At 33.4% G+C, this 23,584-nt stretch carries 20 protein-coding genes and 3 tRNA genes; 15 read left to right on the top strand and 8 right to left on the bottom strand.

What is annotated here, in order from left to right; all coding sequences use genetic code 11:
• Positions 1 to 21: 21 nt before the first annotated feature.
• The 3 genes from AC2A1D_RS01690 to AC2A1D_RS01680 are packed head-to-tail and all read left to right on the top strand — an operon-like array spanning position 22 to position 3,742.
• Positions 22 to 504, top strand: a complete 483-nt coding sequence (locus AC2A1D_RS01690; RefSeq protein WP_484041934.1) for a hypothetical protein — start codon at positions 22 to 24, stop codon at positions 502 to 504.
• Positions 497 to 3,073 carry a DNA gyrase/topoisomerase IV subunit A gene (locus AC2A1D_RS01685; RefSeq protein WP_484041933.1) on the top strand — a complete coding sequence of 859 codons (2,577 nt, stop codon included), beginning with the start codon at positions 497 to 499 and terminating at the stop codon, positions 3,071 to 3,073. Before AC2A1D_RS01690 ends, AC2A1D_RS01685 begins: the two co-directional genes overlap by 8 nt.
• Positions 3,074 to 3,082: 9 nt before the next feature.
• On the top strand, positions 3,083 to 3,742 hold the full coding sequence (locus AC2A1D_RS01680) for a rhomboid family intramembrane serine protease (RefSeq protein ID WP_484041932.1): 660 nt from the start codon (positions 3,083 to 3,085) through the stop codon (positions 3,740 to 3,742).
• 80 nt (positions 3,743 to 3,822) lie between these two features.
• On the opposite strand, the gene prmC is transcribed toward AC2A1D_RS01680, so the two are convergent.
• The 3 genes from prmC to AC2A1D_RS01665 form a co-directional block, all read right to left on the bottom strand.
• Positions 3,823 to 4,671 carry a peptide chain release factor N(5)-glutamine methyltransferase gene (gene prmC / locus AC2A1D_RS01675; RefSeq protein ID WP_484041931.1) on the bottom strand — a complete coding sequence of 283 codons (849 nt, stop codon included), beginning with the start codon at positions 4,669 to 4,671 and terminating at the stop codon, positions 3,823 to 3,825.
• 1 nt (position 4,672) lies between these two features.
• Positions 4,673 to 5,431 (bottom strand): peroxide stress protein YaaA, encoded by a 759-nt coding sequence (gene yaaA / locus AC2A1D_RS01670; protein WP_484041930.1) that lies wholly within the window; start codon positions 5,429 to 5,431, stop codon positions 4,673 to 4,675.
• Positions 5,432 to 5,524: 93 nt separating this feature from the next.
• Positions 5,525 to 6,136 (bottom strand): L-threonylcarbamoyladenylate synthase, encoded by a 612-nt coding sequence (locus AC2A1D_RS01665; protein ID WP_484041929.1) that lies wholly within the window; start codon positions 6,134 to 6,136, stop codon positions 5,525 to 5,527.
• 101 nt (positions 6,137 to 6,237) lie between these two features.
• Between AC2A1D_RS01665 and AC2A1D_RS01660 the strand changes: the two genes are divergently transcribed.
• The 4 genes from AC2A1D_RS01660 (at position 6,238) to AC2A1D_RS01645 (ending at position 7,353) form a co-directional block, all read left to right on the top strand.
• Positions 6,238 to 6,310 (top strand) — tRNA-Met (locus AC2A1D_RS01660).
• Positions 6,311 to 6,353: 43 nt separating this feature from the next.
• Positions 6,354 to 6,426: transfer RNA gene (locus AC2A1D_RS01655), tRNA-Met, on the top strand.
• A gap of 43 nt (positions 6,427 to 6,469) precedes the next feature.
• A tRNA-Met gene (locus tag AC2A1D_RS01650) sits at positions 6,470 to 6,542 on the top strand.
• A 406-nt stretch (positions 6,543 to 6,948) separates the two neighbouring features.
• Entirely contained in the window at positions 6,949 to 7,353 is a 405-nt protein-coding gene (locus tag AC2A1D_RS01645) for a hypothetical protein (protein WP_484041928.1), read from the top strand.
• Between the two features lie 95 nt (positions 7,354 to 7,448).
• Here the strand turns inward: AC2A1D_RS01645 and AC2A1D_RS01640 are convergent, their stop codons facing one another.
• Positions 7,449 to 8,018, bottom strand: a complete 570-nt coding sequence (locus AC2A1D_RS01640; protein WP_484041927.1) for a hypothetical protein — start codon at positions 8,016 to 8,018, stop codon at positions 7,449 to 7,451.
• 298 nt (positions 8,019 to 8,316) lie between these two features.
• On the opposite strand from AC2A1D_RS01640, the gene AC2A1D_RS01635 reads away from it, so the two are divergent.
• The 7 genes from AC2A1D_RS01635 (at position 8,317) to AC2A1D_RS01605 (ending at position 15,361) form a co-directional block, all read left to right on the top strand.
• Positions 8,317 to 8,682, top strand: a complete 366-nt coding sequence (locus AC2A1D_RS01635; RefSeq protein ID WP_484041926.1) for a BlaI/MecI/CopY family transcriptional regulator — start codon at positions 8,317 to 8,319, stop codon at positions 8,680 to 8,682.
• 1 nt (position 8,683) lies between these two features.
• On the top strand, positions 8,684 to 10,615 hold the full coding sequence (locus AC2A1D_RS01630; RefSeq protein ID WP_484041925.1) for a M56 family metallopeptidase: 1,932 nt from the start codon (positions 8,684 to 8,686) through the stop codon (positions 10,613 to 10,615).
• Between the two features lie 18 nt (positions 10,616 to 10,633).
• The gene (locus tag AC2A1D_RS01625) at positions 10,634 to 12,337 is read left to right on the top strand and encodes a M56 family metallopeptidase (protein WP_484041924.1); all 1,704 of its coding nucleotides are present in this window, start codon (positions 10,634 to 10,636) and stop codon (positions 12,335 to 12,337) included.
• A gap of 12 nt (positions 12,338 to 12,349) precedes the next feature.
• On the top strand, positions 12,350 to 13,252 hold the full coding sequence (locus AC2A1D_RS01620) for a GLPGLI family protein (protein WP_484041923.1): 903 nt from the start codon (positions 12,350 to 12,352) through the stop codon (positions 13,250 to 13,252).
• 251 nt (positions 13,253 to 13,503) lie between these two features.
• Positions 13,504 to 13,917 (top strand): hypothetical protein, encoded by a 414-nt coding sequence (locus AC2A1D_RS01615; RefSeq protein ID WP_484041922.1) that lies wholly within the window; start codon positions 13,504 to 13,506, stop codon positions 13,915 to 13,917.
• Positions 13,918 to 14,063: 146 nt separating this feature from the next.
• Entirely contained in the window at positions 14,064 to 14,426 is a 363-nt protein-coding gene (locus AC2A1D_RS01610) for a hypothetical protein (RefSeq protein ID WP_484041921.1), read from the top strand.
• A 350-nt stretch (positions 14,427 to 14,776) separates the two neighbouring features.
• A complete protein-coding gene (locus tag AC2A1D_RS01605; RefSeq protein WP_484041920.1) occupies positions 14,777 to 15,361 on the top strand; it encodes a DUF6624 domain-containing protein in 585 nt (194 codons plus the stop codon).
• A 174-nt stretch (positions 15,362 to 15,535) separates the two neighbouring features.
• Here AC2A1D_RS01605 and AC2A1D_RS01600 read toward each other — a convergent pair whose 3' ends face one another.
• The 4 genes from AC2A1D_RS01600 to AC2A1D_RS01585 all read right to left on the bottom strand — a co-directional run bounded on the left by AC2A1D_RS01600 (position 15,536) and on the right by AC2A1D_RS01585 (position 21,197).
• Positions 15,536 to 17,392, bottom strand: a complete 1,857-nt coding sequence (locus tag AC2A1D_RS01600) for a M61 family metallopeptidase (protein WP_484041919.1) — start codon at positions 17,390 to 17,392, stop codon at positions 15,536 to 15,538.
• Between the two features lie 119 nt (positions 17,393 to 17,511).
• The gene (locus AC2A1D_RS01595; protein WP_484041918.1) at positions 17,512 to 19,143 is read right to left on the bottom strand and encodes a M1 family metallopeptidase; all 1,632 of its coding nucleotides are present in this window, start codon (positions 19,141 to 19,143) and stop codon (positions 17,512 to 17,514) included.
• A gap of 136 nt (positions 19,144 to 19,279) precedes the next feature.
• A complete protein-coding gene (gene tatC / locus AC2A1D_RS01590) occupies positions 19,280 to 20,104 on the bottom strand; it encodes a twin-arginine translocase subunit TatC (RefSeq protein ID WP_484041917.1) in 825 nt (274 codons plus the stop codon).
• A 133-nt stretch (positions 20,105 to 20,237) separates the two neighbouring features.
• Positions 20,238 to 21,197, bottom strand: a complete 960-nt coding sequence (locus tag AC2A1D_RS01585; RefSeq protein WP_484041916.1) for a KpsF/GutQ family sugar-phosphate isomerase — start codon at positions 21,195 to 21,197, stop codon at positions 20,238 to 20,240.
• Positions 21,198 to 21,344: 147 nt separating this feature from the next.
• Here AC2A1D_RS01585 and recQ point away from each other — a divergent pair, with 147 nt between their 5' ends.
• The gene (recQ, locus tag AC2A1D_RS01580; RefSeq protein WP_484041915.1) at positions 21,345 to 23,549 is read left to right on the top strand and encodes a DNA helicase RecQ; all 2,205 of its coding nucleotides are present in this window, start codon (positions 21,345 to 21,347) and stop codon (positions 23,547 to 23,549) included.
• Positions 23,550 to 23,584 lie beyond the last annotated feature (35 nt).

Genomic DNA, 23,584 nt, shown 5'->3' with positions numbered 1-23,584 from the left:
CAATGAAAAAAAATATTAAAAATGAGACTAAGCAACAAACATAGTGTGCCTTATTACAATTTTCTTAGTACGGCATTGATTGTATTCCTATTGTTGGGAATTTTAGCTTTTGTGGTAGAAGAAGTTAGATTTGATGTTTTGGGATATGAATCCTATCTTCTAATTATTGTACCTATTGCGCTCAATCTTTTGTTTTATCTGAATGGAAGACAGGTTTTTGAGTATGATAGTGATGGGGAAGCCCTAAATTTTAGAAATAGAAGCGTGATACCTTTTGGTAGTAAACCTTTGAATGATGAGTTTCCAAAGTATAAATTAATTAATTATCAAACCATCTCATTTTTATTTTTCAAGAGACTTTATATTACAGTACAAAGTAAAAATACCGGAAGCACTATTTTGAAGTACGAAATTTCTTATCTCACGGCAAAAGAGCTTAATGATTTGAAATTTTCTCTCGCCAAAGTAGTCAAAAAAAATAAGCAGAACGTAAATAATGAATGAAGAATTCTCTCACGAAAGTGAAAGCCTGAAAAAAGTATCAGGTCTTTATAAAGACTGGTTTCTCGATTACGCATCTTATGTAATTCTAGACAGAGCTATACCCTCTGTTTTTGATGGGTTTAAACCTGTACAGCGTAGAATTATGCACTCTATGCGAGAATTGGAAGATGGTAGATACAATAAAGTTGCGAATATCGTTGGTAATACCATGAAATATCACCCACATGGTGATGCTTCTATTACCGATGCGATGGTAGGAATTGGGCAAAAAGAGCTTTTGATTGATACCCAAGGAAACTGGGGAAATATTTATACCGGAGATTCTGCCGCTGCAGCAAGATATATTGAAGCAAGGCTTACTCCGTTTGCTCTTGAAGTGGTTTTTAACCCAAAAACTACGGATTGGACAAAATCTTACGACGGTAGAAACAACGAGCCAATCGACCTTCCGGTAAAGTTTCCTTTGCTTTTGGCACAAGGTGTTGAAGGGATTGGTGTAGGGCTTTCTACGAAAATTCTTCCGCACAACTTTAATGAGTTGATTAATGCTTCTGTCGCTTACTTGAAAGGTAAAAAGTTTGAGATTTTTCCAGATTTTCTTACCGCTGGTTTCTTAGATGTTTCGGAATATAATGATGGGCATCGTGGTGGGAAGGTAAGAGCAAGAGCTAGAATTTCGCAGCACGATAAAAATACTTTGATTATTACTGAACTTCCTTTTTCTAAAACAACTTCAGATTTAATTGATTCTGTGTTGAAAGCCAACGAAAAAGGGAAGATTAAAATCAAAAAAATTGAAGATAATACTTCGGATAAAGTAGAGATTCTTATTCATCTTCACAACGATGTTTCTCCAGACAAAACAATAGATGCATTGTATGCGTTTACCGATTGTCAGGTAACCATTTCGCCAAATGCGTGTGTGATTGTTGGCGATAAACCTATGTTCTTAAACGTGTCGGAAATTCTGAGAATGAATACCGATCATACCGTTTCTTTACTTAAAAAAGAACTTGAAATTGAACTTCATGAGTTACAGGAAAGTTGGCATTTTTCTTCATTAGAAAGAATCTTCATCGAAAACAGAATTTACCACGATATTGAAGAGGTAAAAACCTGGGAAGATGTGATTAAAACCATTGACGAGGGCTTAAAACCGCACACAGGTCATCTTTTAAGAGCTGTTACCGAAGAAGATATTTTAAAGCTTACTGAAATTCGTATTAAAAGAATTTCTCGTTTCGATTTAGATAAATTTAAAGAAAATATCGCGGCTTTAGAAGGGAAAATTGAGCAGGTAAAACATCATTTGGCTCACCTTATTCAGTACGCGATAGATTATTATTTGAATATCCAGAAGAAATACGGAAAAGATAAAGAAAGAAAAACCGAGCTTAGAATCTTTGATACAATTGATGCCACAAAAGTAGCAGTAGCAAACGAAAAATTCTACGCCAATTTCGAAGAAGGGTTCATAGGAACTTCCCTTAAAAAAGACCAATATTTATTCGATTGTTCGGATATTGATGATATCATTACGTTCAGAAAAGATGGAAGTATGAAGGTGGTAAAAGTGGAGCCTAAAACTTTCATCGGAAAAGATATTCTTCACGTCGCGGTTTGGAAGAAAAATGATAAACGCACCGTTTATAACATGATTTATCGTGAGGGAAGAGAAGGACCGTATTATATGAAGCGTTTTTCTGTGACGGGAGTTACCAGAAATACAGATTATCATTTAGCTTCAGATAAAAAATATTCTGAAATGCTTTATTTTTCCGCAAATCCGAATGGTGAAGCTGAAACGGTAAGTGTTTTGCTTAAACCTAACCCGAGAATCAGAAAAAATAAAATGGATATTGATTTTTCTGAATTAGCCATCAAAGGAAGAGATTCTAAAGGAAATTTAGTAACCAAATATGCCGTAAAAAAAGTAGACCTTAAAGAAGAAGGCGTTTCTACTTTGGCGCCAAGAAAAATTTGGTTTGATGATACGGTAAGAAGACTGAATGCAGATTCTAGAGGAACTTTCTTGGGAAATTTTAAAGGAGACGATAAAATTCTTACGATAAATACCAACGGAGAAGCAAAACTGGTAAGCTTCGATCTTGGAAATCGTTTTGATGATGAATATCTAATCCTAGAAAAATGGAAACCAGAGCAACCTGTAACGTGTATTTATTATGACGGCGAAAAAGATATTTATTTTATCAAACGATTCTTGTTCGAAAATAATACACACATACAAACCTTTATGCCGTCTGAACATCCAAAATCTTTTATTGAAAATGTGATTGTTTCTAACGGTGCAACAGCAGAAATTATTTTTGCCAAAGACAAAGGAAAAGAAAGAGAGCCTGAAAATGTAAATATCGACGAATTTATTGCCGTAAAAGGTATTAAAGCCATCGGAAATCAGTTTACAAAATTTAAAGTAAAAACCATAAATATTACCATTCCTGAACCCGAAGAAGAAGAGCCAGAAGTTTATGAAGAACCAGACTTTACTCCTTCCGGAGATGATGAAGGGGGTACAATTGGAGATCTTTTTGAAGAAGGAGAAAACTAAAAATACAAAATGAATCTTATTATTTTAATTATTGCTCTTACGTGTTTGGCAACTTTTGCAGCACCGGCTGGTTCTGCAAACTTTGAAAAATTCAAATTCAATGTTGGGGCAATACAATACAGAAAAGAATACGTGAGATTGCTTTCTGCAGGTTTTCTACATGCAGATTTCATTCATTTAGCTTTAAATATGTATGTTTTATATATGTTTGGACCTTATGTAATGGAGGCTTTCGGTCTTGTCGGATTTTTGGTCATTTACCTAGGATCTATCTTAATCGGAAACTTATTTTCACTTTTGGTTTACAAAAATCAAAGCTGGTATTCCGCGATTGGAGCGAGTGGAGGAGTTGCAGGGATTATTTTTGCTGGGGTTTCGCTAAGTCCGGATCTCATTAAAATGGGTATTATTTTTATTCCTTTTGTGAGTATTCCGGGTTATATTTTTGGATTTTTATATTTTGGATATTCTGTCTACAGTATGCTAAACCCAAGAATGAATGACAATATCGGTCATGCTGCACATTTAGGAGGAGCATTTTTTGGGCTGGTTTATTCGGTAGCAATTTACCCTCAATTAGCAGTTTCCAATGTGTTTTATTTATTAGTAATGTCGGCGCCACTCATTTACTTAGCCTACGAAATATTTATAAGAAAAAGAATCGGGTAAAATTAATTTTCCCTTTGTTAAAAAAATAAAACTCCGCCTTATCAAAATAGGGCAGAGTTTTTATTTTTTTGAAAACCTTTTTATTTTCTTCCAATCACAAAACGATCATTTTTACTTAAATCTTTTATTAAACGACTTTCGGAAAGGTTTTTATATAAATCTAAAGTTTCTTCACCTAATTTTTGATTGATTTCTAAAAATAATAAACCTTCTTTATTGAGGTGTTTTTCACAGTCTTCTGCAATCTTTTTATAGAAAATTAAAGCATCTGAAGTTGGGGAAAAAAGCGCCATTTTGGGTTCGAATTCTTTTACAGAATCTGCAATTTCATTTTCTTCATCAATCCCAATGTAAGGCGGATTAGAGATAATAACATCATAATTTTCGTTCAAATCAAAATTCAGATAATCTGCATGAATAAAACGAATGTCGAGTTGATGAAATTCTGCATTTTTTTTTGCAGTTTCTAACGCTTTTTCAGAAAAATCGATGGAAGTAAGTTCAGCTTCCGGGAAATGCTTCTTTAAAACCAAAGGAATAATCCCGCTTCCGGTTCCAATATCTAAAATTTTTAGATTTGAGATTTTAGATTTTAGATTTGAAATTTTTTCAATGGCAATTTCAAGCAATTCTTCAGTTTCAGGACGCGGAATTAAAACATTTTCGTCAACGAAAATCTTCATGCCGTAGAATTCAGTTTCACCTAAAATTTGGAGGTAAGGTTTTCCATTTTTTAGCTCAGAAATGATATTTTCAAAATCAGAAAACCTTTCTGGAGAAACTTCTTCATGGGAAATTTGCCGCAGTTGGAAACCACTTAAATTCCATAATTTTTCTGCAAAAATTTGAAAAATAAAATGACTCTCAGATTCTGAATACAGTTCTGATATTTCTTCTGAAAAATGTTTTTTTAATGCTGAAAACGTCATTCTATCTCACAAAAACCAAGTTAGTATCGGTAGATTTTTCTTCGTTAATTCTGTAACCTTCATAATTAAAAGCTTTCACATCGTTTAAAGTTTTTGCATTGGTTTCAGCACAAAAACGAGCCATTAAACCTCTTGCGTGTTTTGTATAAACCACGATTGTTTTGGGTTTTCCGTCTTTTAATTCATAAAAATCAAAAGTAATCATCTTGTTGTTTAGCTTTTTTCTGTCGATTACTTTTCCGTATTCGTTGCTCGCTAAATTCAGGACGATTTCGTTCTTTTTTAGTTCAGAATTAAGCTGTTCAGTTACTTTTTCAGTCCAAAAAGAGTATAAATTTTTATAATTTTCGAATTCGAAATGTCTTCCCATTTCTAAACGATAAAGCATTACTTTATCTGAAGGTTTTAACAAGCCATAAAGACCAGAAAGAATTCTATGATTTTTTTGAAGATAATCTACCGCGTTTTTATCTAAAGTTTTTGCGTCTAAACAACGATAAACTTCTCCAGTAAAAGCAAACAAAGCGGGTGCAGATTCTTTCGTGGTTGGTTTTGCTTTCCATTTTTGATTTCTTTCCCAATTTTCATCAGCAAGTTTGGGTGAAATTTCCATGAGTTCCGAAAGGTATTTCGGTGTTTTTTCTTTTAAATATTTCTGAATGAATGCCGCATCTTCAATAAATGTTGGAGTAGAAGACCTTAAAAATTCGGTCGTGTTTTCTACATTCATCAATTTTGCAGGTGATGTAATCAGTTTCATGTATAAAATTTGAGGTTTAAAAGTTCAATATTCAGCAATATTTATAAATGGTTACATTTTTAAATATTGAATCTTGAATTTCGAATCTTGAATTTACAGAATTCCTTTTCCTTGTCTAATAATTTCTGGGCTTCCTGAAGTAAGATCTACAATTGTTGAAGCAACATTATCGCCATAACCTGAGTCTATAACAATATCTACAAGATGATCGTATTTTTCGGCAATCAATTCAGGATCGGTAGAATATTCAATAATTTCATCATCATCATGAATGGATGTTGAGGCAATTGGATGTCCCAGTTTTTGTACAATAAGCTGCGGAACCGAATGATCCGGAACTCTAATCCCGATTGTTTTATGGTTTTTATAGGCTAAAGGAAGACTTTTGTTGGCTTCAAGGATAAATGTGAAAGGGCCTGGAAGATGGCTTTTCAAAAATCTGAAAACAGAAGTGTCAATAGGTCTCGTAAAATCTGAAAGATGGCTCAAATCATTACAAATAATAGAGAATTTTGCTTTTTCGAGCTTCTGTTTTTTGATTTGCGCGAGCTTTTCCATCGCTTTAATGTCAAAAATATTGCAACCTAATGCATAAATTGTATCAGAGGGATAGATGATTAACCCGCCATTGTTTAAAGTTCTAACTACTTCATCGAGAAGGTTTTCCTGTGGGTTTTCGGGATGTATTTTTAGGATTTTTGCCATAGAACAAAGATAGGGATATTAAAATAGTTTTCAACAAAATCCTTTATTTAAAAGAAAAATTAGGATTATTAAAATATTGTCGTATATTTGCAGTCCAATATCGCGGGATGGAGCAGTAGGTAGCTCGTCGGGCTCATAACCCGAAGGTCATCGGTTCGAGTCCGGTTCCCGCTACTAATTTAAATCAACGTCAGTCGGTACGTTGTAAAAGAAACACCGCGGGATGGAGCAGTAGGTAGCTCGTCGGGCTCATAACCCGAAGGTCATCGGTTCGAGTCCGGTTCCCGCTACTAAATAGGAAAAACGCTAGTCGGTGCGTTTTAAAAGAAACACCGCGGGATGGAGCAGTAGGTAGCTCGTCGGGCTCATAACCCGAAGGTCATCGGTTCGAGTCCGGTTCCCGCTACTATAAGGAGAATTACGAAAGTAGTTCTCCTTTTTTTATTTATCGAATAGATAATATTTTAGAGGCTAAACACGAAAACTTTTGAGAAAATGAGGAGAATAAAATGGAGGGTTTCTGTTTTTAAAGTTTTGAATTTTTAATTTGTCTTACAGATAAGAGTCTTTTCTGGTTATTGAAGTTTGAAACTTTTTAAAGCTTGTTTCTTTCTTTTCATCATGTTGCAACTTTAGTTGCTCATGTCTTTTTTTTTCCTTTTCAAATTTTCTTGATGGGTTGCAGTTTTATTTTTAATGCTGTTTTATAGATTTCTTTAAAGCAAGTTTAAAAATAGGTTGAGTTTATACTTATAAGATGGGTTTAGCTGAAGGTGTATTGTAACTTAATTTTCATACTAAATAAAAGATCTATGGAGGATTTAAAACAAACAAAAGAGAAGAAGATTGAAGAGTTTATGAATAATTGGTTTAAACATTTTGATCATTTAGACGAAAATAAATTCTTTCTTCAGTACTTGTCAAACGACGTGAAAATGAAATTTCCGGGGAATGATTTGTTTATTGGCCACGAAGCATTTTGCGATTGGTTTACAGATTCGAAAAACAATATGCTCGGTAATACAACGCATGATATTTCTAATATCAAGATTAAAGAAATTGAGAGAGATCAATTTGATGTTAATTTTAAAGTACATTACATTGCCAATATGAAGCAAGCCAATATCGATATGGAGGTAATAGAAGACTGGAAACTTTTCTGGGACAGTAAGAACGAAAAACCAGTTATCTCGGAATATTTGGTAAGTTTATCTTAAACCACATGGTAAAATGAAAAAAGAGAATCTCACAGAAGATTCTCTTTTTTTATGATCCAAAAAATCCGTTTTCTGAAAACGGATTTTTATTTTTTTTAGTTTATCAAAGTATTGAAATCTTGTAATTTCAAATCGTCTGCTTTTAAATTATCAAAATATCTTGCTTTTTCGCTTCCTTTCATTTCTTCTACCGCACCTGCAGCAGCAGTAAAGTCTTTATCGATTGTTGTGGCAATCTCTGTAGGTTTAAAATCTTTTTTTACTTCTTCATCATCCACTCCTAAATATCCATTTTTCTTTGTAAGGTAAGAAATGAAATTATCATAGTTAATTAATGTATTTCTGAAATATTGTGTATGATAATTTAAGCATTTAGTAGCTTTTTTCTTTTTTTGGTTTACCAAACAGCTGGCTAAATTACCTTTGTATAAATCAAACTCCTGAGATACCGCATTATATTGTTTTCTTAGAGCTTCTGTACCATTATTTAAAATGTCTTGGTTACTCTCTTTTTCGCTAGTCTTCTTCAGGTAATCCATTACAACAGGTACAGTTCCTTCAATTTTAGACTTTGCTTCAGTAATCGATCCAAACACAGATGATTGTGCAAAACTGAACGAAGAAACGCACATTAATACCACAACCAATAGAGTATATCTTTTCATAAATTTTTTTTAGAGCACTAAAATAAATATTTTTTCTTGTTTTTTACAAATTCATAACCATTTTATTTAATAAATTTTAACAAGTTTTAAGAATTTCAGACTGGTTATTGGTTATAAATGAAGATTTGTTAGTTTAAACTAAGTATTAATTTGTGTTAAATTTTAAAATTTTAATGTTGATAATCAGTGTTTTATATTTAGTTTACTTTGTATCACTATAAAATTAGTTGTAAGGATTGGATTAATTTCTACATTTGTATAACTAATTAATTAGTGATAATAATCAGACTCGATCTCAATGAAAATACAGACCCTTACAAAAGCAGAAGAACAAATCATGCAATATTTATGGAAACTTGAAAAAGGTTTTCTAAAAGATATTCTCGATTTATTTCCTGAGCCAAAACCTCACACCAATACAGTTTCTACAATTTTAAAAGTTTTAAAAGAAAAAAACTTTGTGGATTATAGCGTTGTAGGAAGACAACACGAATATTTTGCCTTGATTTCTAAGGAACAATATTCTGGTAAAACCATGAAAAGTTTGGTGAAAAATTATTTTAAAGGTTCTTATAAAAGTGCCGTATCTTTTTTAGTAGAAGAAAACCAAATGAGCGTTGAAGACTTAGAAATGCTTCTAAACGAATTAAAAAACAAAAGCTGATATGGAAAATTTATTGATTTACTTTTTGAAACTTACCGTTTGCTCTGGTGTAATGTTTCTGTATTATCAGTTGTCTTTAAAAGACAAGACCTTTCATCACTACAACAGATTTTATCTTTTAGGGACGATGTTGGTGTCTATCTTTCTTCCTTTGTTGAAGATTGAAGACTTTACCATAGAAGTGAGCAACCGCATCTATCTTCTTTTGGAGCAGGTGCAAGAATTTAAAAACCAAAAAAACAATACCAATGACCACATTTATTTTAGAATTATTTTTTCGTCTCTGGGACTGGTTTCTTTCTTTTTTGTAGGGAAAATTCTTCTGGGAATTTTTAGAATTCAAAAACTAAAGAGCAGTTTCAAAAAAGAGGAGATAAAAGGCATCAACTTTTATCAGACAGACCTTATAAACGCGCCATTTTCTTATTTCAGAAACCTTTTCTGGAAAGACAGCATTACGTTAGATTCTGATGTTGGAAAGCAAATCTTAAAACATGAAATGGTGCACATTGAGCAAAAACACAGCATCGATAAAATCTTTGCAGAAGTTATTACGGCGGTGTTTTGGTTCAATCCGTTCTTCTATTTAATTAAAAAAGAAATCAGTTTAATACACGAATATCTTGCCGACAACAAAGCGGTAGAGAAAAAAGACACGAAAGCATTTGCGCAGATGCTTTTAGCCAGTCATTTTTCTACAGCTGCAATTCCAGGAGCAAGTCCTTTTCTTAATTCAAATCTCAAAAAAAGATTACAAATGTTACAAAAACCCAATACAAAATTCGGGTATGCCCGAAGAATAATGGCTTTGCCAATCGTTTTCACCGTTGCTTTTGCGTATTTGGTGAATGCAAAAAATAAAGAAATCGCAAAAACCAATATCGAAATTGAAAAAGCAGTTGCAGAACTTAAAAAAGATACAATTTCACCTAAAAATGAAACCGATAGAATTGTAAAATTACAAGAAGAAAAAATTTCTAAAGCCAACGAAAAGCTTAAAATTCAGTCTGATAAATTGAAAACATTAAGCGAAAAATCTAAAGAAAAAGCAGCAGAACTTCAAAAAATAGCCAAAGAAAAAGGCGAAAAAAGCTACGATTTTGAGCTAAAAGCAAAAGAATTGAAACAGCTTTCCGCAGAAATGGACAAGGTGTCAAGAAGCACACAAGTTTTTGAATTTGATGATGTGATGAATGATGACCAAAAAATCATCATTACAGATTTAAAATCGAAGTTTCCAAAAGGTGAAAACACAATTATTGTAAAAGGTGAAAAAAATCTTGATTTAGATAAATTGTTTGATTCTAAAGAATTTAAAGAAAGACTTGGTTTTAGCGAAGAGAAATTCAAGAAGTTTAAAGAAAGTTTAAACACTCCTGAGTTTAGAGAAAACTTAGCAAAAGTGAATAGATTTTATATTAACGGAGTTGGAGTTTCTACAGATGCAAAAAATGCTGAAAAACTTGCGAAAGTTTATTCCGGGACAAGTCCGTTGAGTATTTCTCCTACAATTCCACGAAAAGAACTTAGCAAAAAAGAGCAACGAAAACTTGAAAAACTAGCGAAAGAAAGAGCCGAAATTGAAAGCAAGCTGAAAGAAATCAGAAAAGAAGAAAGAGACATCAAAGGAAATCCGTGGATTGTTTCTGTGAACGCTTATCCTAAAAAGACTTCAACTTATGTAGCAACTTCACAGTTCACTCCAGATGCTCCTGCAACTCCGAAAATTGACCTTGGAAGACAGTATGACTTTAATTATAAAGCTGATTTGAAATCTTATATAGACGAAAATATAAAGTATTATCTTAACGGAAAAGAAATTAAAGAATCTGATTTCAAAAGCATTGATACTAAAAATATTAAAAGCATGACTGTTAAAAAAAATAATACAGATAATAGAAAATCAGGAGAAATTTGGGTGGAAACCAAATAAATTACAAATAAACTCACCATGGAAACTCTTTTTTTCTACCTTTTGAAAGTTTGTATTTTCTCTGCAGTGCTGTTTGGATATTATTTTCTGGCGTTGCGAGACAAAACTTACCATCATTACAACCGCTTTTATTTGTTGGGAAGTATGGCGATTTCTATCATTCTTCCCATAATTAATGTTGAAGATTTTACGATTGAAGTCAACCCAGAAATCTATCAATTTTTAGAAACTGTACAATTTCAAACTGAAACAGAAAAACCTCTTTTCTATTGGCTTCCTGTCGCTATTTTGCTTGTCGTTTCTTTAGTATTAATGATGAAATTTATTTCAGGAATTATTAAAATTCAAAGGTTGAAAAAGAGTTTTCAAGGTGAAACTTTTCAAAAGCTTACATTTTACCGTACTAATCTTCACAACGCGCCTTTTTCTTATTTCAAAAACCTTTTCTGGAAAGATTCTATCGAACTGGAATCTGATCTCGGAAAACAAATTTTGAAACACGAAATGGTTCATATTGAACAAAATCACACTTTAGATAAATTGATTGTGGAGGTTTTTACGGCTCTGTTTTGGTTCAATCCGTTTTTTCATTTAATTAAAAAAGAAATTAGTTTGCTTCACGAATATCTTGCCGACAACAAAGCGGTGGAGAAAAACGATACTAAAGCTTTTGCACAAATGCTTTTGGCGAGTCAGTTTTCCGGAGTTCAGCTTCCTGCGACGAGCCCTTTTTTGAGTTCAAATATTAAAAAAAGACTACAAATGTTACAAAAACCCAATACTAAATCTGGTTATGCTACAAGAATTTTGGCATTGCCATTGGTTTTCACGGTTGCTTTTGTCTACCTCGTGAATGCTAAAAATAAAGAAATAGAAGCTACAAATCTGGTGATTTCAGAAATGGTGAAAGTCATTAAAAATGATACGATACCTCTTTCAAAGAAGGAAGAAAGACAAATCCGAAAAGAACAAGCGAAAGCCGAAAAAGAAATGAAAAAGGCAGAAGCTGAAATGAAAACCGCTGAAATCGAGATGAAAAAAGCTGAAATTGAAATGCAAAAAGCTTTTTCAGAACAACAAAAAGCGCAAGAAGAGCAATTGGCGGCAGAAAAATCTCAACATGAAGTTGCAAAGGCGAAATTAGAAGCCGATAAAGCCAAAAACGAATCCGAAAAATTCTACAAAGAAGCTGAAGTAAAAAGACAAGAAGCTGCTTTGAAAAGGAAAGAAGCTCAATTTGAAATGCAGAAAAGTATTGAAGAAGCAAGATTGAAAACGAATTTTCGTAAAACCTTCCCAGAAAGCAGAAACTACGATAAAAATCCTTTAACAGAAAGTGAAATTGCTTTGCTGAAAAAAGATGCGAAAAGCATTGAAGATTTAGCGAAAGAAAGCAGAAACAATATTGGTAAAAATAGTGTAGGTTTTTTTAGAGTAGATGTTGTTGAAAACAAAGTTTATGATTTGGATGGTCGTCAATTGAAAAACGAAACTTCAAAATTCAACTCGGGGAAATCTGAAATGTTTGGAATTGCTATAGATGCTCCTGAACTATTTGTAAATGGAGTGAAAGTGACGAAAGAAGAATTTTTAAAATATAAAATGAGCGATGATGATTTTAAAAATGACGCACCAAGTAACGTGAAAACTTTAAAAATAGATAGAATTGGAAACTCACAAAGGTCTTACGCAAGAAGAATGGAAATTATTACTAAAAATTAAGTAATTTTAAACATGAAAAAAATACTAACCTTAGGTTTTGTTCTTGGGATTTTGGCGTTGCAAGCACAAACCAACCGCTTCTTTTACGATTACAAATACATTCCGGATAGCAACAATAGAGAAGATGTAAAGTCGGATTTGATGGTTTTGGATATTAACGCAAAAGGTTCTTCTTACTTTAGCCATGCAAGTTTTGTGGCAGATTCTACCCAAAGAGCAGACATCGAAAAGCAAATGCAAATGACTCCGGGAAGCATCAATATTAAACGAACAGATAAACCCGGACAAATTAATTTTAAGGTAACTAAAAGTTATCCGGATTACACCACTTTTCTGTATCGAAAGATTTCAAGCGACCGTTATAAAATTGCCGAAGATTCTAGACCGGAATGGAAAATTAGCAGCGAAAAACAGAAAATAGGAGAGTACAATACCCAAAAAGCCACCACAAGTTTTGGCGGAAGAGATTGGATTGCTTGGTTTACACAGGAGATTCCTTTTCAAGATGGACCGTATAAATTCTATGGTTTGCCAGGTTTGATTGTGAAAATTGAAGATACAACCGGTTCGCACATCATGACTTTAACCGGGAATAAAAAAATAAATAATCCAACCGAAGAAAAGGATTTGAATATCCCTTCAAACATGCGTGTTTACGGGTTTGGAGGAAACGAAATTGAAGTAACCGAAGACCAGTTTCGAAAAGTTTGGAAAGCCTACGTGAATGACCCTACAAAAAATATGCGTGAAATGATGTCGAAAAATTCAGATACCAATAAAGTGGTTTTTAGAACTAAAACTTCGGATGGAAGAGAGATTTCAGACCCCAATCAAGTCTTTAGAGAAATGGAGAAAAACGCAAAAGAAGGTTTCAAAAAGAATAATAACCCGATTGAACCCGACCTTCAAAAATAAAACAACCGAGCTAACTCAAAACAATATTTTAAATTCCTCTCCTTTGGAGGGGTTTCTTAATTTTCAGAGAAAATTAAGACGGGGTGGTTGTAATAAATTTAATTTGCCATTATTTTTTATTTCATTAGTTTTAGACAAATATATTTTGGATTGATTAAAAGAGGCAATCCAACGACTTTATGCTATGCGTGAAGATGAAAGTTAGCTGAAAGCAAAACCAAAATTGTGACAATATGACTCTAAAATCATTTTTGAAAATTGAAACTGAATATGTTGATGGAACATTATTTTTAGAAATTGTTGGTTCTAACTGTTATTTTATGGGTGAAACAAATGTTTTTGCTAAAAATGAATTATTAATTGATTTCTCTAATAAATTAACAGACTTTCCTAAAAATATTAATGATTTAATTTTTTTTGAATTAGGAACAAAAGAATGGAATGATTCTTATTTTTCAATAAAATTTTATCCTCCAGATTCAATTTCTCATATTGGTGTTCAAATAATAATGGAAACAGAAAAACACGTAAGAGATGAAGAAAAGTACAAAATTCAATTTGAGATAATTGTAGAACCAAATGCAATCGATGAATTTCGAAAAGCTTTGTTTTATATTGGGCAAAATAATAATGGCGTAGCAATTTTATACGGCAGAGACAACTAAATAGTAAACTTTGCTTTCAGCTAATAACCAAGTTTTAAATATGCTTTCAAAGCCAATAATAAAAAGCCCAATGTCGCAAATTTACAATCCGTGGCATTCACTTTAGTAGAAAACAAGCTTACAAATGTGCTCTATCGAAAGGATAAATGAAAAATTTAGCAATTATTATAGTAACACTATTTTTATTTTTTCCAAAATTTACGATTTATGAAAATGCGTATCAAGATAATTTATGGACTTATGACAATTTTACAAAATCTACCAAAACAAATGACATTATAATAAAATCGAAAGGCAAAATTGACGATATAGAAAAATGGTACAGAATACGGCTTGGTTTTCCTACAAGTGCAATAACAATAGATTTACAATTGGATACAAATATTTTTCAAAGTAGAGCTGAACCAAAATATATTATAATTAACTTGATTTTAAGCGTTATTTTGATTTCATTTATTTGGCTAATAAAATTTCTAACAAATACCTTAAAAAGAAAAAACTACAGCTAATCGCATTCTCAAAAAGCGGGCTTTACTTCGAAAAGCTTAGCAACCAGAATTCCTGCATTAAACCCCGATGCCGCAAATTTACAATCCGCAAACCCCAATTGAACCCGACCTTCAAAAATAAAACAACCAAGTTAACTCAAAATTATACTCAAAATTCCCCTCCTTTGGAGGGGTGGATTATTTTTCAGAGAAAATTAAGACGGGGTTGTTGTAATAAAATTAATTTGCCATTATTTTTTATTTCATTAGTTTTAGACAAAATTTTGTTTGGATTGAAGCAACGCCTCAATCCAATGACTTTACGCAGTGCGTGAAGATGGATGTTATGTGAGTATAAAACAAAAATAGAAATGAAAAAAATATTATTCAGTATATTAACCGCTCTTGTTTTAGTGATATCAATATTCCTTTATATGAATAGGGATAAATTTGTCTACGTAGGTTCAGTAGATATTATTGAAGTCGATTGCAGCAAAAAACTTCAAATCTTGAGCGAAGTTTTTGAAAGTGACCAAAGGATTAGAAAATCAAATGAACTCATCAAATATGCTAAAGAAGATCATAGGAATCAGGAATTAGTGATTAGCATTATTGAAAAGTGTGGTATGCCAACATTAAAGGAGGTGGGGCAACGAGGAATGGATGCTATCTGGTTGGGACTGCAACATAGTACTAAAGAAATCAGAATAAAGTATTTTCCTTATGTAGAAAAAGCGGTTAAAAATGGAGACTTATCTAAACAACAATACGCATTGATGAAAGATAGGATGTTAATGGACGAAGGAAACCCCCAAATATATGGTTCACAAATAAAAAATGGTAAATTGTATAAATTAGAAAATCCTGAAACTGTGAACGAAAGAAGAAAAGAAATGGGACTGGAACCAATAGAGGATTATTTAAAGCGTTTCAATATTCAGTTCAATCCGAATTAAAATATTACATATAATAACCAAATTTTCGTCGGGCTTGCAAAATCAGCAAAGAAAACCCTGTTGAAATTCCCGCTATAAAAAAAAATATTTATCAAAGATTTTATCATCTATAAAACAAACAAAAACCCAACCTTCAAAAAGGTTGGGTTTCGTTTTTTATGGGAAATTAAATAATTATTTTTTTCCGGTAATCCACTGGTCTTGAAGTTTCTTTTCTGCAGCAGTAGGATTGGCTTTAAATCCTAAAGTTTCAACAGTCATTTTATCCAAAATAGCTTTTCCTTTTAGGTCTATTTTTTCAGATTTTCCGTTGTTGTTTCTTTGGATGGTTACGGTTACGTTTTGCCCTTCTTTAATCGATTTTGCATACTCAATAAACTCTTGTATGTTCTGAATATTAATGGTTTTTCCGTCTAAAGCATAGACTTCATCTGTTGCTTTAAAACCAATAGATTTTCCGAAAGGAGAAAGCGCTGTGCTTTCATCAAAGATAAAAGTGTTGTTTTTATCGTTGTAGCCCGTTTGTTGTGGGTCTTTTACAAACCAAAAAATAGGCGGAGTTTCTTGCTTCTGAATTTCCACACCTACCATATTTAGATATTGTTCGTAAGGTGTTGGTTGGCTTCCTGCAATATATTTATTGTAAAAATCTCTTATTTGTGGATATCCCGTAATTTCTACCAATTCATCAATTAATTTGTCGTCTTTAAAAGGTTTGTTTTCCCCAAATCTTTGCGACAGTTTTCTAATCATGTCGCGGTATCCCATTTCACCATTAGATAATTTTCTAAGCTCAATATCTAGACACATTGTAAGCAAAGCACCTTTTTCGTACACGTTTCTGTACTGGTCTTTATATTCTTCTTTCAGAATGTTTTTACTCATAACCGTGAAAGGCATGGTGTCGTTGTAGCTTTTAGAATTCGCAATTTTATCACCAATTCTTTTTAAAAATTCATCTCTAGAAATTAAACCTTCCTGAATTTGGAAAAGATTAGCAAAATATTCAGTCCCCCCTTCATACATCCATAAATGCTGAGACATTTTAGGATCTGCATAATCGAAATAATGAATTTCTTCTGAATGTGTTTTCAGTGGGTTTACCGTATGGAAAAACTCGTGAGAAACCACATCTGTAATGGTTTGGTCGATGGCTTCTTTTGGCATCATTTCTGGTAAAACAACACTTGTAGATTCGTGATGTTCCAAAGCTCCAAAACCTTTTATTTGAGGCCCATCTGCGCCTGCAAGATACAGCATGATGGCGTATTTTTTATTGGTATTCATGTCGCCCAAGAATTTCTTTTGCGCCACTACCATTTTTTCAAGATTTTCTTTAAAATCTGCTGCTTTATATTTTCCTGTTGGTGAGTAAACGCCTAAAACCAAATCCATTCCTCCTGCATTGAAGGTGATGTAGTCTGGCTTTGTGTACATTAAAGGAGAATCTGTAAGTTTGGCGTAGTTGGCTAATGTAAAGGTGTCCGTGTCTTCAGATTTATCTTGATCTACCAAAGCGGTTGTTCCGTAGAAATCTTTTGGTTTTTTTACGATAAGTTGATACGGAACATCTTGCATATTATCGATGTAGCCTACAAAACCATGAGTGTTGATTAAATAAATTTTCCCTTCTTCAATGTCTGTCCCAGAAGGCGAGAAAACAGCTTTGTGCGCTGTGTTCACCATTTCGTCATCAAAACTGTCGTTTACTTGATACGTAATTTTGCTTAAATTTTGAGCGTTTTTTAAGGTGTAAGAATTGTCATTCACCTTTGTGAAAGCCAGTTCTTTTCCTTTGTTGTCTAAAAATTTAATACCTTCCACAAATCTTCCGTAATCATCCACAGAATACGTTCCTGGAACGGTTTTTGGGAAGTGGAACTTTACGTCGCCCGATTTCATTTTAGGAAATTCTAGGCTTACATTTATTTTGTCGTCTTTTACGTTTACTAAATCTATTTGTGTCTTTATCGATTGGGCATTCAATACGAAAGCCGATAAAAGACCTAAGCTTATTGCAATTTTTTTCATTCGGATTTATTATTTTGATTAAATAGTTGTTTTAAAATTGATTTTGTTACAAAAATTATTTTAGAAATGCTTTAAAACTAAAACTATATATTTAGCTTAACCTTAACCTTAACCTTAATCTACCTCACTTCTTTAAAATAAACGTAATAGTTTTTATTAAACTCTACCGGTTCTTCAGATTGTAATTGTACTGTTTGCCAATTTTCGGTTGGTTTTAACCATTTTCCATCGATTTTTACTGGAAGCTGGAAGTTTTTAACTGCGTTAGAATATTTGAATTTCAATTCTTTTCCTTTTTGAGAATATTCTAAGACAGGTACTTTTGTTGTTCTAAGATATTGGTCGAAAACAGTAGAGAAATCGATTCCGGCTTTGTCTGAGATGTATTTCTCAATCTGCTCTGTTGTTACCGTTTGATGATAAAAATCTTTGTTGATTCCTCTTAAAATCTGTCTGAATTTTTCGTCATTATCAATCACTTGTCGAATGGTGTGAAGCATACTTGCTCCTTTCGGATACATATCGCCACTTCCTTCGTTTCGAACGCCGTATTTCCCGATAATCGGAGCATCATTTTGAACCGATCTTTGTATTCCTTGTGCATAAATATCTGCGGATTTTTTATCCATGAATTTTTCAGTGAAAAGTACTTCAGAATACATGGTAAAACCTTCGTGAACCCACATATCTGCCTGATCTTTCGCTGTAATATTATTGGCAAACCATTCGTGCCCGCTTTCGTGAATAATGATGTAATCCCAGTTTAGACCAACACCCGTTCCGGAAAGATCACTTCCCAAATACCCGTTCTCAAATTTATTTCCATACGCAACATTACTTTGGTGTTCCATTCCCAAATAAGGAGATTCTACCAATTTGTAAGAATCTTCATAAAAAGGATAAGGTCCGAACCAAAATTCAAATGCTTTCATCATTGGTTTTACCTGCGTAAATTGCTTTTTAGCTTTGTCTAAATTATAGTCGATTACCCAATAATCTAAATCTAATTTTCCTTTTTCGCCTTCATAAACTTCATTAAAATTCACATATTTACCGATGTTCGGGATGATAGAGTAGGCGTTAATTGGGTTTTTTACTTCCCAAGTGTAAGCGGTTTTGCTGCCTTCAGCTTTTTTGCTGATGAGTTTTCCGTTTCCAATACCTACCAAATCGTTGGCGGTAATGATTTTCATGGTGATTCCGTTATCAGGTTCATCGCTCCAAATGTCTTTTGTTGGAAGCCAGATTGATGCGCCAATTCCTTCATCGGCAACGCTCATCCACGGATTGCCGTTTTTGTCTTTTTTAAAAACCCAACCGCCGTCCCAAGGAGCGTTTTTAGCAATTGTAGGTTTTCCAGAATACATAATGTTGATGGTGTATTTTTCTCCCTTTTTGAAACTTTTTTTAGCTGAAATGAATATAAAATCGCCTTCTTGCTTAAAGCCGTCAATTGTTGGGAAGCTACATTCCACTTTATCGGCTTTCATAGGTTTTTGTAAATCAACCTGAAATACGGGGTTTAAAATGTCTTTTGTAATTTCAAAAGTGATTTTATTATTTCCTTTTATACTTTTAGAATCGAAATCAGGTTCTACAGAAAGGTCGTATTTTTTTACATCCCAAAAGTTTCTGTATGAAGTGTTTGAACCCTTTAAAGTATCTTCTTTGGTGAATTTCTTATCGTGCTCAAAAAACTGCCCGAAAGCGATTGAAGAGGCGAAAAGAAGCGAGAAAGTAAGTTTTTTCATAACGGATATTTTGTATTTCAAAAATAGAATTAATTTTTGTTAGTCGTTAATTATTGCTGAAAGTAACAGCCGTGAAGAAAATAAAAAAGCAGCTTTACGATGTAAAACTGCTTCAATATAATTTTATAAGAATTTTTTAGCTCTGTACAGGGAGATTTTCGTTTCTCTTTTGTACTTTTTTATACGTGTAAGAGGATGCAAGAATGCTAAATTCGTAAAGGAATAATAGCGGTAATGCAGCCATCATCATACTTAAAACGTCTGCAGGTGTAATAATAGCAGCAACTACCATAATTAAAACGATGGCGTGACGGCGATAGGTACGCATGAATGTTGGGGTTAAGATCCCAATGGAAGTAAGGAAATAAATTAAGATAGGGAATAAAAATACCACTCCCATTCCTAAAACTACCTGTAAAAATAAAGTAGTATAGTCGCTTAAATCATAAAGCGGGACAATAATATTTGAAATTTTAAAAATTACTCCAAAGTTTACTGCGAAAGGTAAAATTAAATAATATCCGCAAAGAACTCCTGCCATAAACAACATCCACACAGAATTGATGATGAAAATTGAATTTTTTCTTTCTTTAGGATGTAAAGCTGGGCTGATAAATCTCCAAAGTTCCCATACAATATAAGGAAAAGCAGCTACAATTCCGCCAAAAATAGAAACTGCCATCATTACATTAAATTGCTGATACAATCTTTGCACACGCACCGGAAAGTCTTTTGGAAGAGTAATGCTGTCTTCTCCTAAAATCATTCTAGAAAAATGATTGGCTACTCTAAAGGTTGGAAAATCGTTTCTTGTGGGACCAAAAAATACGTGGTCCATAATCCATTCAATATTATAACCGATAATAAATGCCGCAATGATGATCGCAATAATAGAACGAATGAGATGCGCTCTCAGTTCGCCAATGTGTCCCCAAAAAGACATGTCTTTCCCTTCACTCACAGAATTTTTTTTAAGAGTTCAAATTTATGGTTTAATGTTTAGGATTCAAAATTTATAATTGAAGATTTAGAAATGTGGTATTAACTTCAACCTTAACCTTAACCTTAACCTTAACCTTAACCTTAACCGCAATCTAATTAATCCCTTCATCCAACAGTTTATGCAAATCGATAATTCCGAAATATTTTCCGTTTTCGGTTACAATTAATTGTCCGATGTTGTTGTCTTTCAGGATTTTCATCGCTTCTTTTGCTAAAGCTGTTTTTTCAACGGTTTTCGGATGGGAAGACATAATATCTTTGGCTAAAACTTTAGAAATATCATCACCTTTTAGAAGCATTCTACGCAAATCTCCGTCGGTAATTACGCCGATAATGTTGTTTTCTTCAGTCACAACCGTAATTCCGTGTCTGGAACTGCTGATGGAGATAATTACGTCTTTTACACTGTCGTTTTCAGAAACCTGAGGTTTTTGTGAAGAAAGGAAATCATCAACTTTAGAAATTAAATTTTTTCCTAAACTTCCACCGGGATGAAATTTAGCAAAATCATTTGCTTTAAAGTCTTTTAATTCCATTAAACTTACAGCTAAAGCATCTCCCAATGCAATCTGAACCGTGGTAGAACTTGTTGGCGCCAATTGAATAGGGCATGCTTCAACTTCCACAAAAGTATCTAAAATAATGTCTGAAAACTCTGCCAATTTACTGTTTTTATTTCCCGTCATTCCAATTAGGCACGAAGAATAATCCTTCAAATAAGGAACAATGCTTACAATTTCCGGAGAGTTTCCAGAATTTGAAATACATAATACGACATCCTGTTTCTGAATCACACCCAAATCCCCATGAATTGCCTCGGAAGCATGTAAAAATTGAGAAGGAGTACCGGTAGAGTTTAATGTAGCGACCATTTTATTGGCAATGTGTGCAGATTTTCCTATGCCTACAATAATTAATTTTCCGGTTGCGGCATGTATGGTTTCCACAGCTTTTACAAAATTGTTGTCGATTCTGTTCTTAAGCTTCTGTAGTTCAGAAATTTCTATTTCAAGAGTTTTTTTTGCGGTTGAAATAATATCGGTTGCCTGCATTTTTTGTATTTAATTTCTTGTGAAAAAAAAGATCCCAAGCCAATTTGTATTCACTATAAATATAATTTTAATAAATTCGCTCGCTTTTATTTTAAGCAAAATTTTTGTAACTTTGGGATAGATGCAAATTTAACAATACAAAATTAGATGAGCGCAAAAAAAGCCAATTTATCGGGCGAATTAAAAAAATATTTTGGGTTTTCTACTTTCAAAGGTCAGCAAGAGCAGATCATAGGAGACCTTCTAGAAGGAAAGGATGTGTTTGTACTCATGCCTACAGGTGGTGGTAAATCTCTTTGCTACCAACTTCCAGCATTGATATCTGAAGGTACAGCAATCGTTGTATCTCCGCTAATTGCTTTGATGAAAAATCAAGTAGATGCGGTAAACGGTCTTTCTTCAGATGACGGAGTAGCCCACGTTTTGAATTCTTCACTCAATAAAACGCAGACCAAAAAGGTCTTTGATGATATTAAAGGAGGTAAAACCAAACTGCTTTATGTAGCACCAGAATCGTTAATTAAAGAAGATTATCTCGAATTTTTCAAAGATGTAAAGATTTCTTTCTTTGCAATTGATGAAGCGCACTGTATTTCTGAATGGGGACACGATTTCCGTCCGGAATATAGAAATTTGAAATTTATAATTGATAAAATTGCAGACGTACCAGTAATTGCACTTACTGCAACCGCTACACCGAAAGTACAGGATGATATCCAAAAAACTTTGGGAATGACTTCTGCGGTGGTGTATAAAGAAAGTTTCAACAGACCCAATCTTTACTACGAAGTACGCCCAAAAGTGAATGTTGATAAAGAAATTGTAAAATTTATCAATCAACATAAAGGCAAATCTGGAATCGTTTATTGTTTAAGCCGAAGAAAAGTGGAAGAATTTGCCCAACTTCTTCAGGTAAACGGAATTAACGCATTGCCTTATCACGCTGGTTTAGACCAAAAAATACGTGTAGCCAATCAGGATAAATTCTTGATGGAAGAGGTAGATGTAATTGTAGCAACCATCGCTTTTGGAATGGGAATCGATAAACCGGATGTACGTTTTGTAATTCATTACGATTTCCCTAAATCTTTGGAAAGCTATTACCAGGAAACGGGTAGAGCAGGAAGAGACGGTGGTGAAGGTCATTGTTTGGCGTTCTATGATCCAAAAGATATTGAAAAACTTGAGAAATTCTTAGCTCAAAAACCAGTGTCTGAAAGAGAAATTGGTCTTCAGTTGCTGAATGAAGTTGTAGGTTATGCCGAAACTTCAATGAGCAGAAGACAATATATTCTTTATTATTTCGGAGAAAGTTTTGATCCTGAAAAAGGAGATGGGGCAAAAATGTGCGACAATTCATCAAACCCTCCAAAATTGAAGGATGCAACCGACGATTTGAAGAAAGTTTTAGAACTGATAAAAGATACAGGAGAAAAATTCAAAGCAAAAGACTTGATTTCGACGATTGTTGGGAAAGAAAATGCGGTTACGAAGTCGTATAAATTGGAACAAACGGATCATTTCGGTTTTGGAAAAGAAGAAAAAGAAAATTACTGGAAAACCATCATTAGACAGGCAACTGTACAGAATTTTCTTCAAAAAGATATTGAAACGTACGGTGTTTTAAAAATTTCTGAAAAAGGTAAGAAAGTTTTAAGTGGAGAACTTGAACATTCATTTATTATTGCCGAAGACCGTGAATTCGACCTTTCTCAAACCAAGGCAGAAAGCGACCAAGTACAAATGCAAAGTGGTGGCGGATTGGATCAGAATCTTTTCAATCAGCTAAAAGAGCTTCGTAAGAAAGTTGCTAAAAAACATGGAATTCCGCCTTATACGGTTTTCATGGATCCAAGCTTGGAAGATATGACGGTGCAATATCCTATTTCTTTGGATGAAATTGCCAAAATCTACGGTGTAGGCGAAGGTAAAGCAAAAAAATACGGGAAAGAATTTGCCGATTTTATCAAAGCTTATGTTGAAGAAAACAACATTGAGCGAACCCAGGATATGGTGATTAAACAGGTGGCAAACAAATCGAGCCACAAAGTTTTCATCATCCAAAGTACCGATAAAAAAATTGACCTTGAAGATATTGCAAGAGCAAAAAATCTATCAATGGACGAGCTTTTGAAAGAAATGGAACGTATCGTTTACCAAGGTACAAAACTTAATATCGATTATTACATTGAAGATAATTTTGATGAAGATATTGTAGACGGTTTCATGGAATTTATGAACGAATCCGAAAGCGACAGTATGAAAGTACTTCTTGATGAGTTCGGAGACGAATTGTCTGATGAAGAAGTAAGAATGTTGAGAATTAAATTCATCAGCGACGTTGCTAACTAGAAAATACAGCCTTATCCAATTTTAGGGTAAGGTTT

Source organism: Chryseobacterium sp. HNCC26DJ239 (assembly GCF_057180445.1).
Note: the sequence above shows the minus strand (reverse complement) of the source record. Positions and strands in the feature narration are given on the sequence as shown.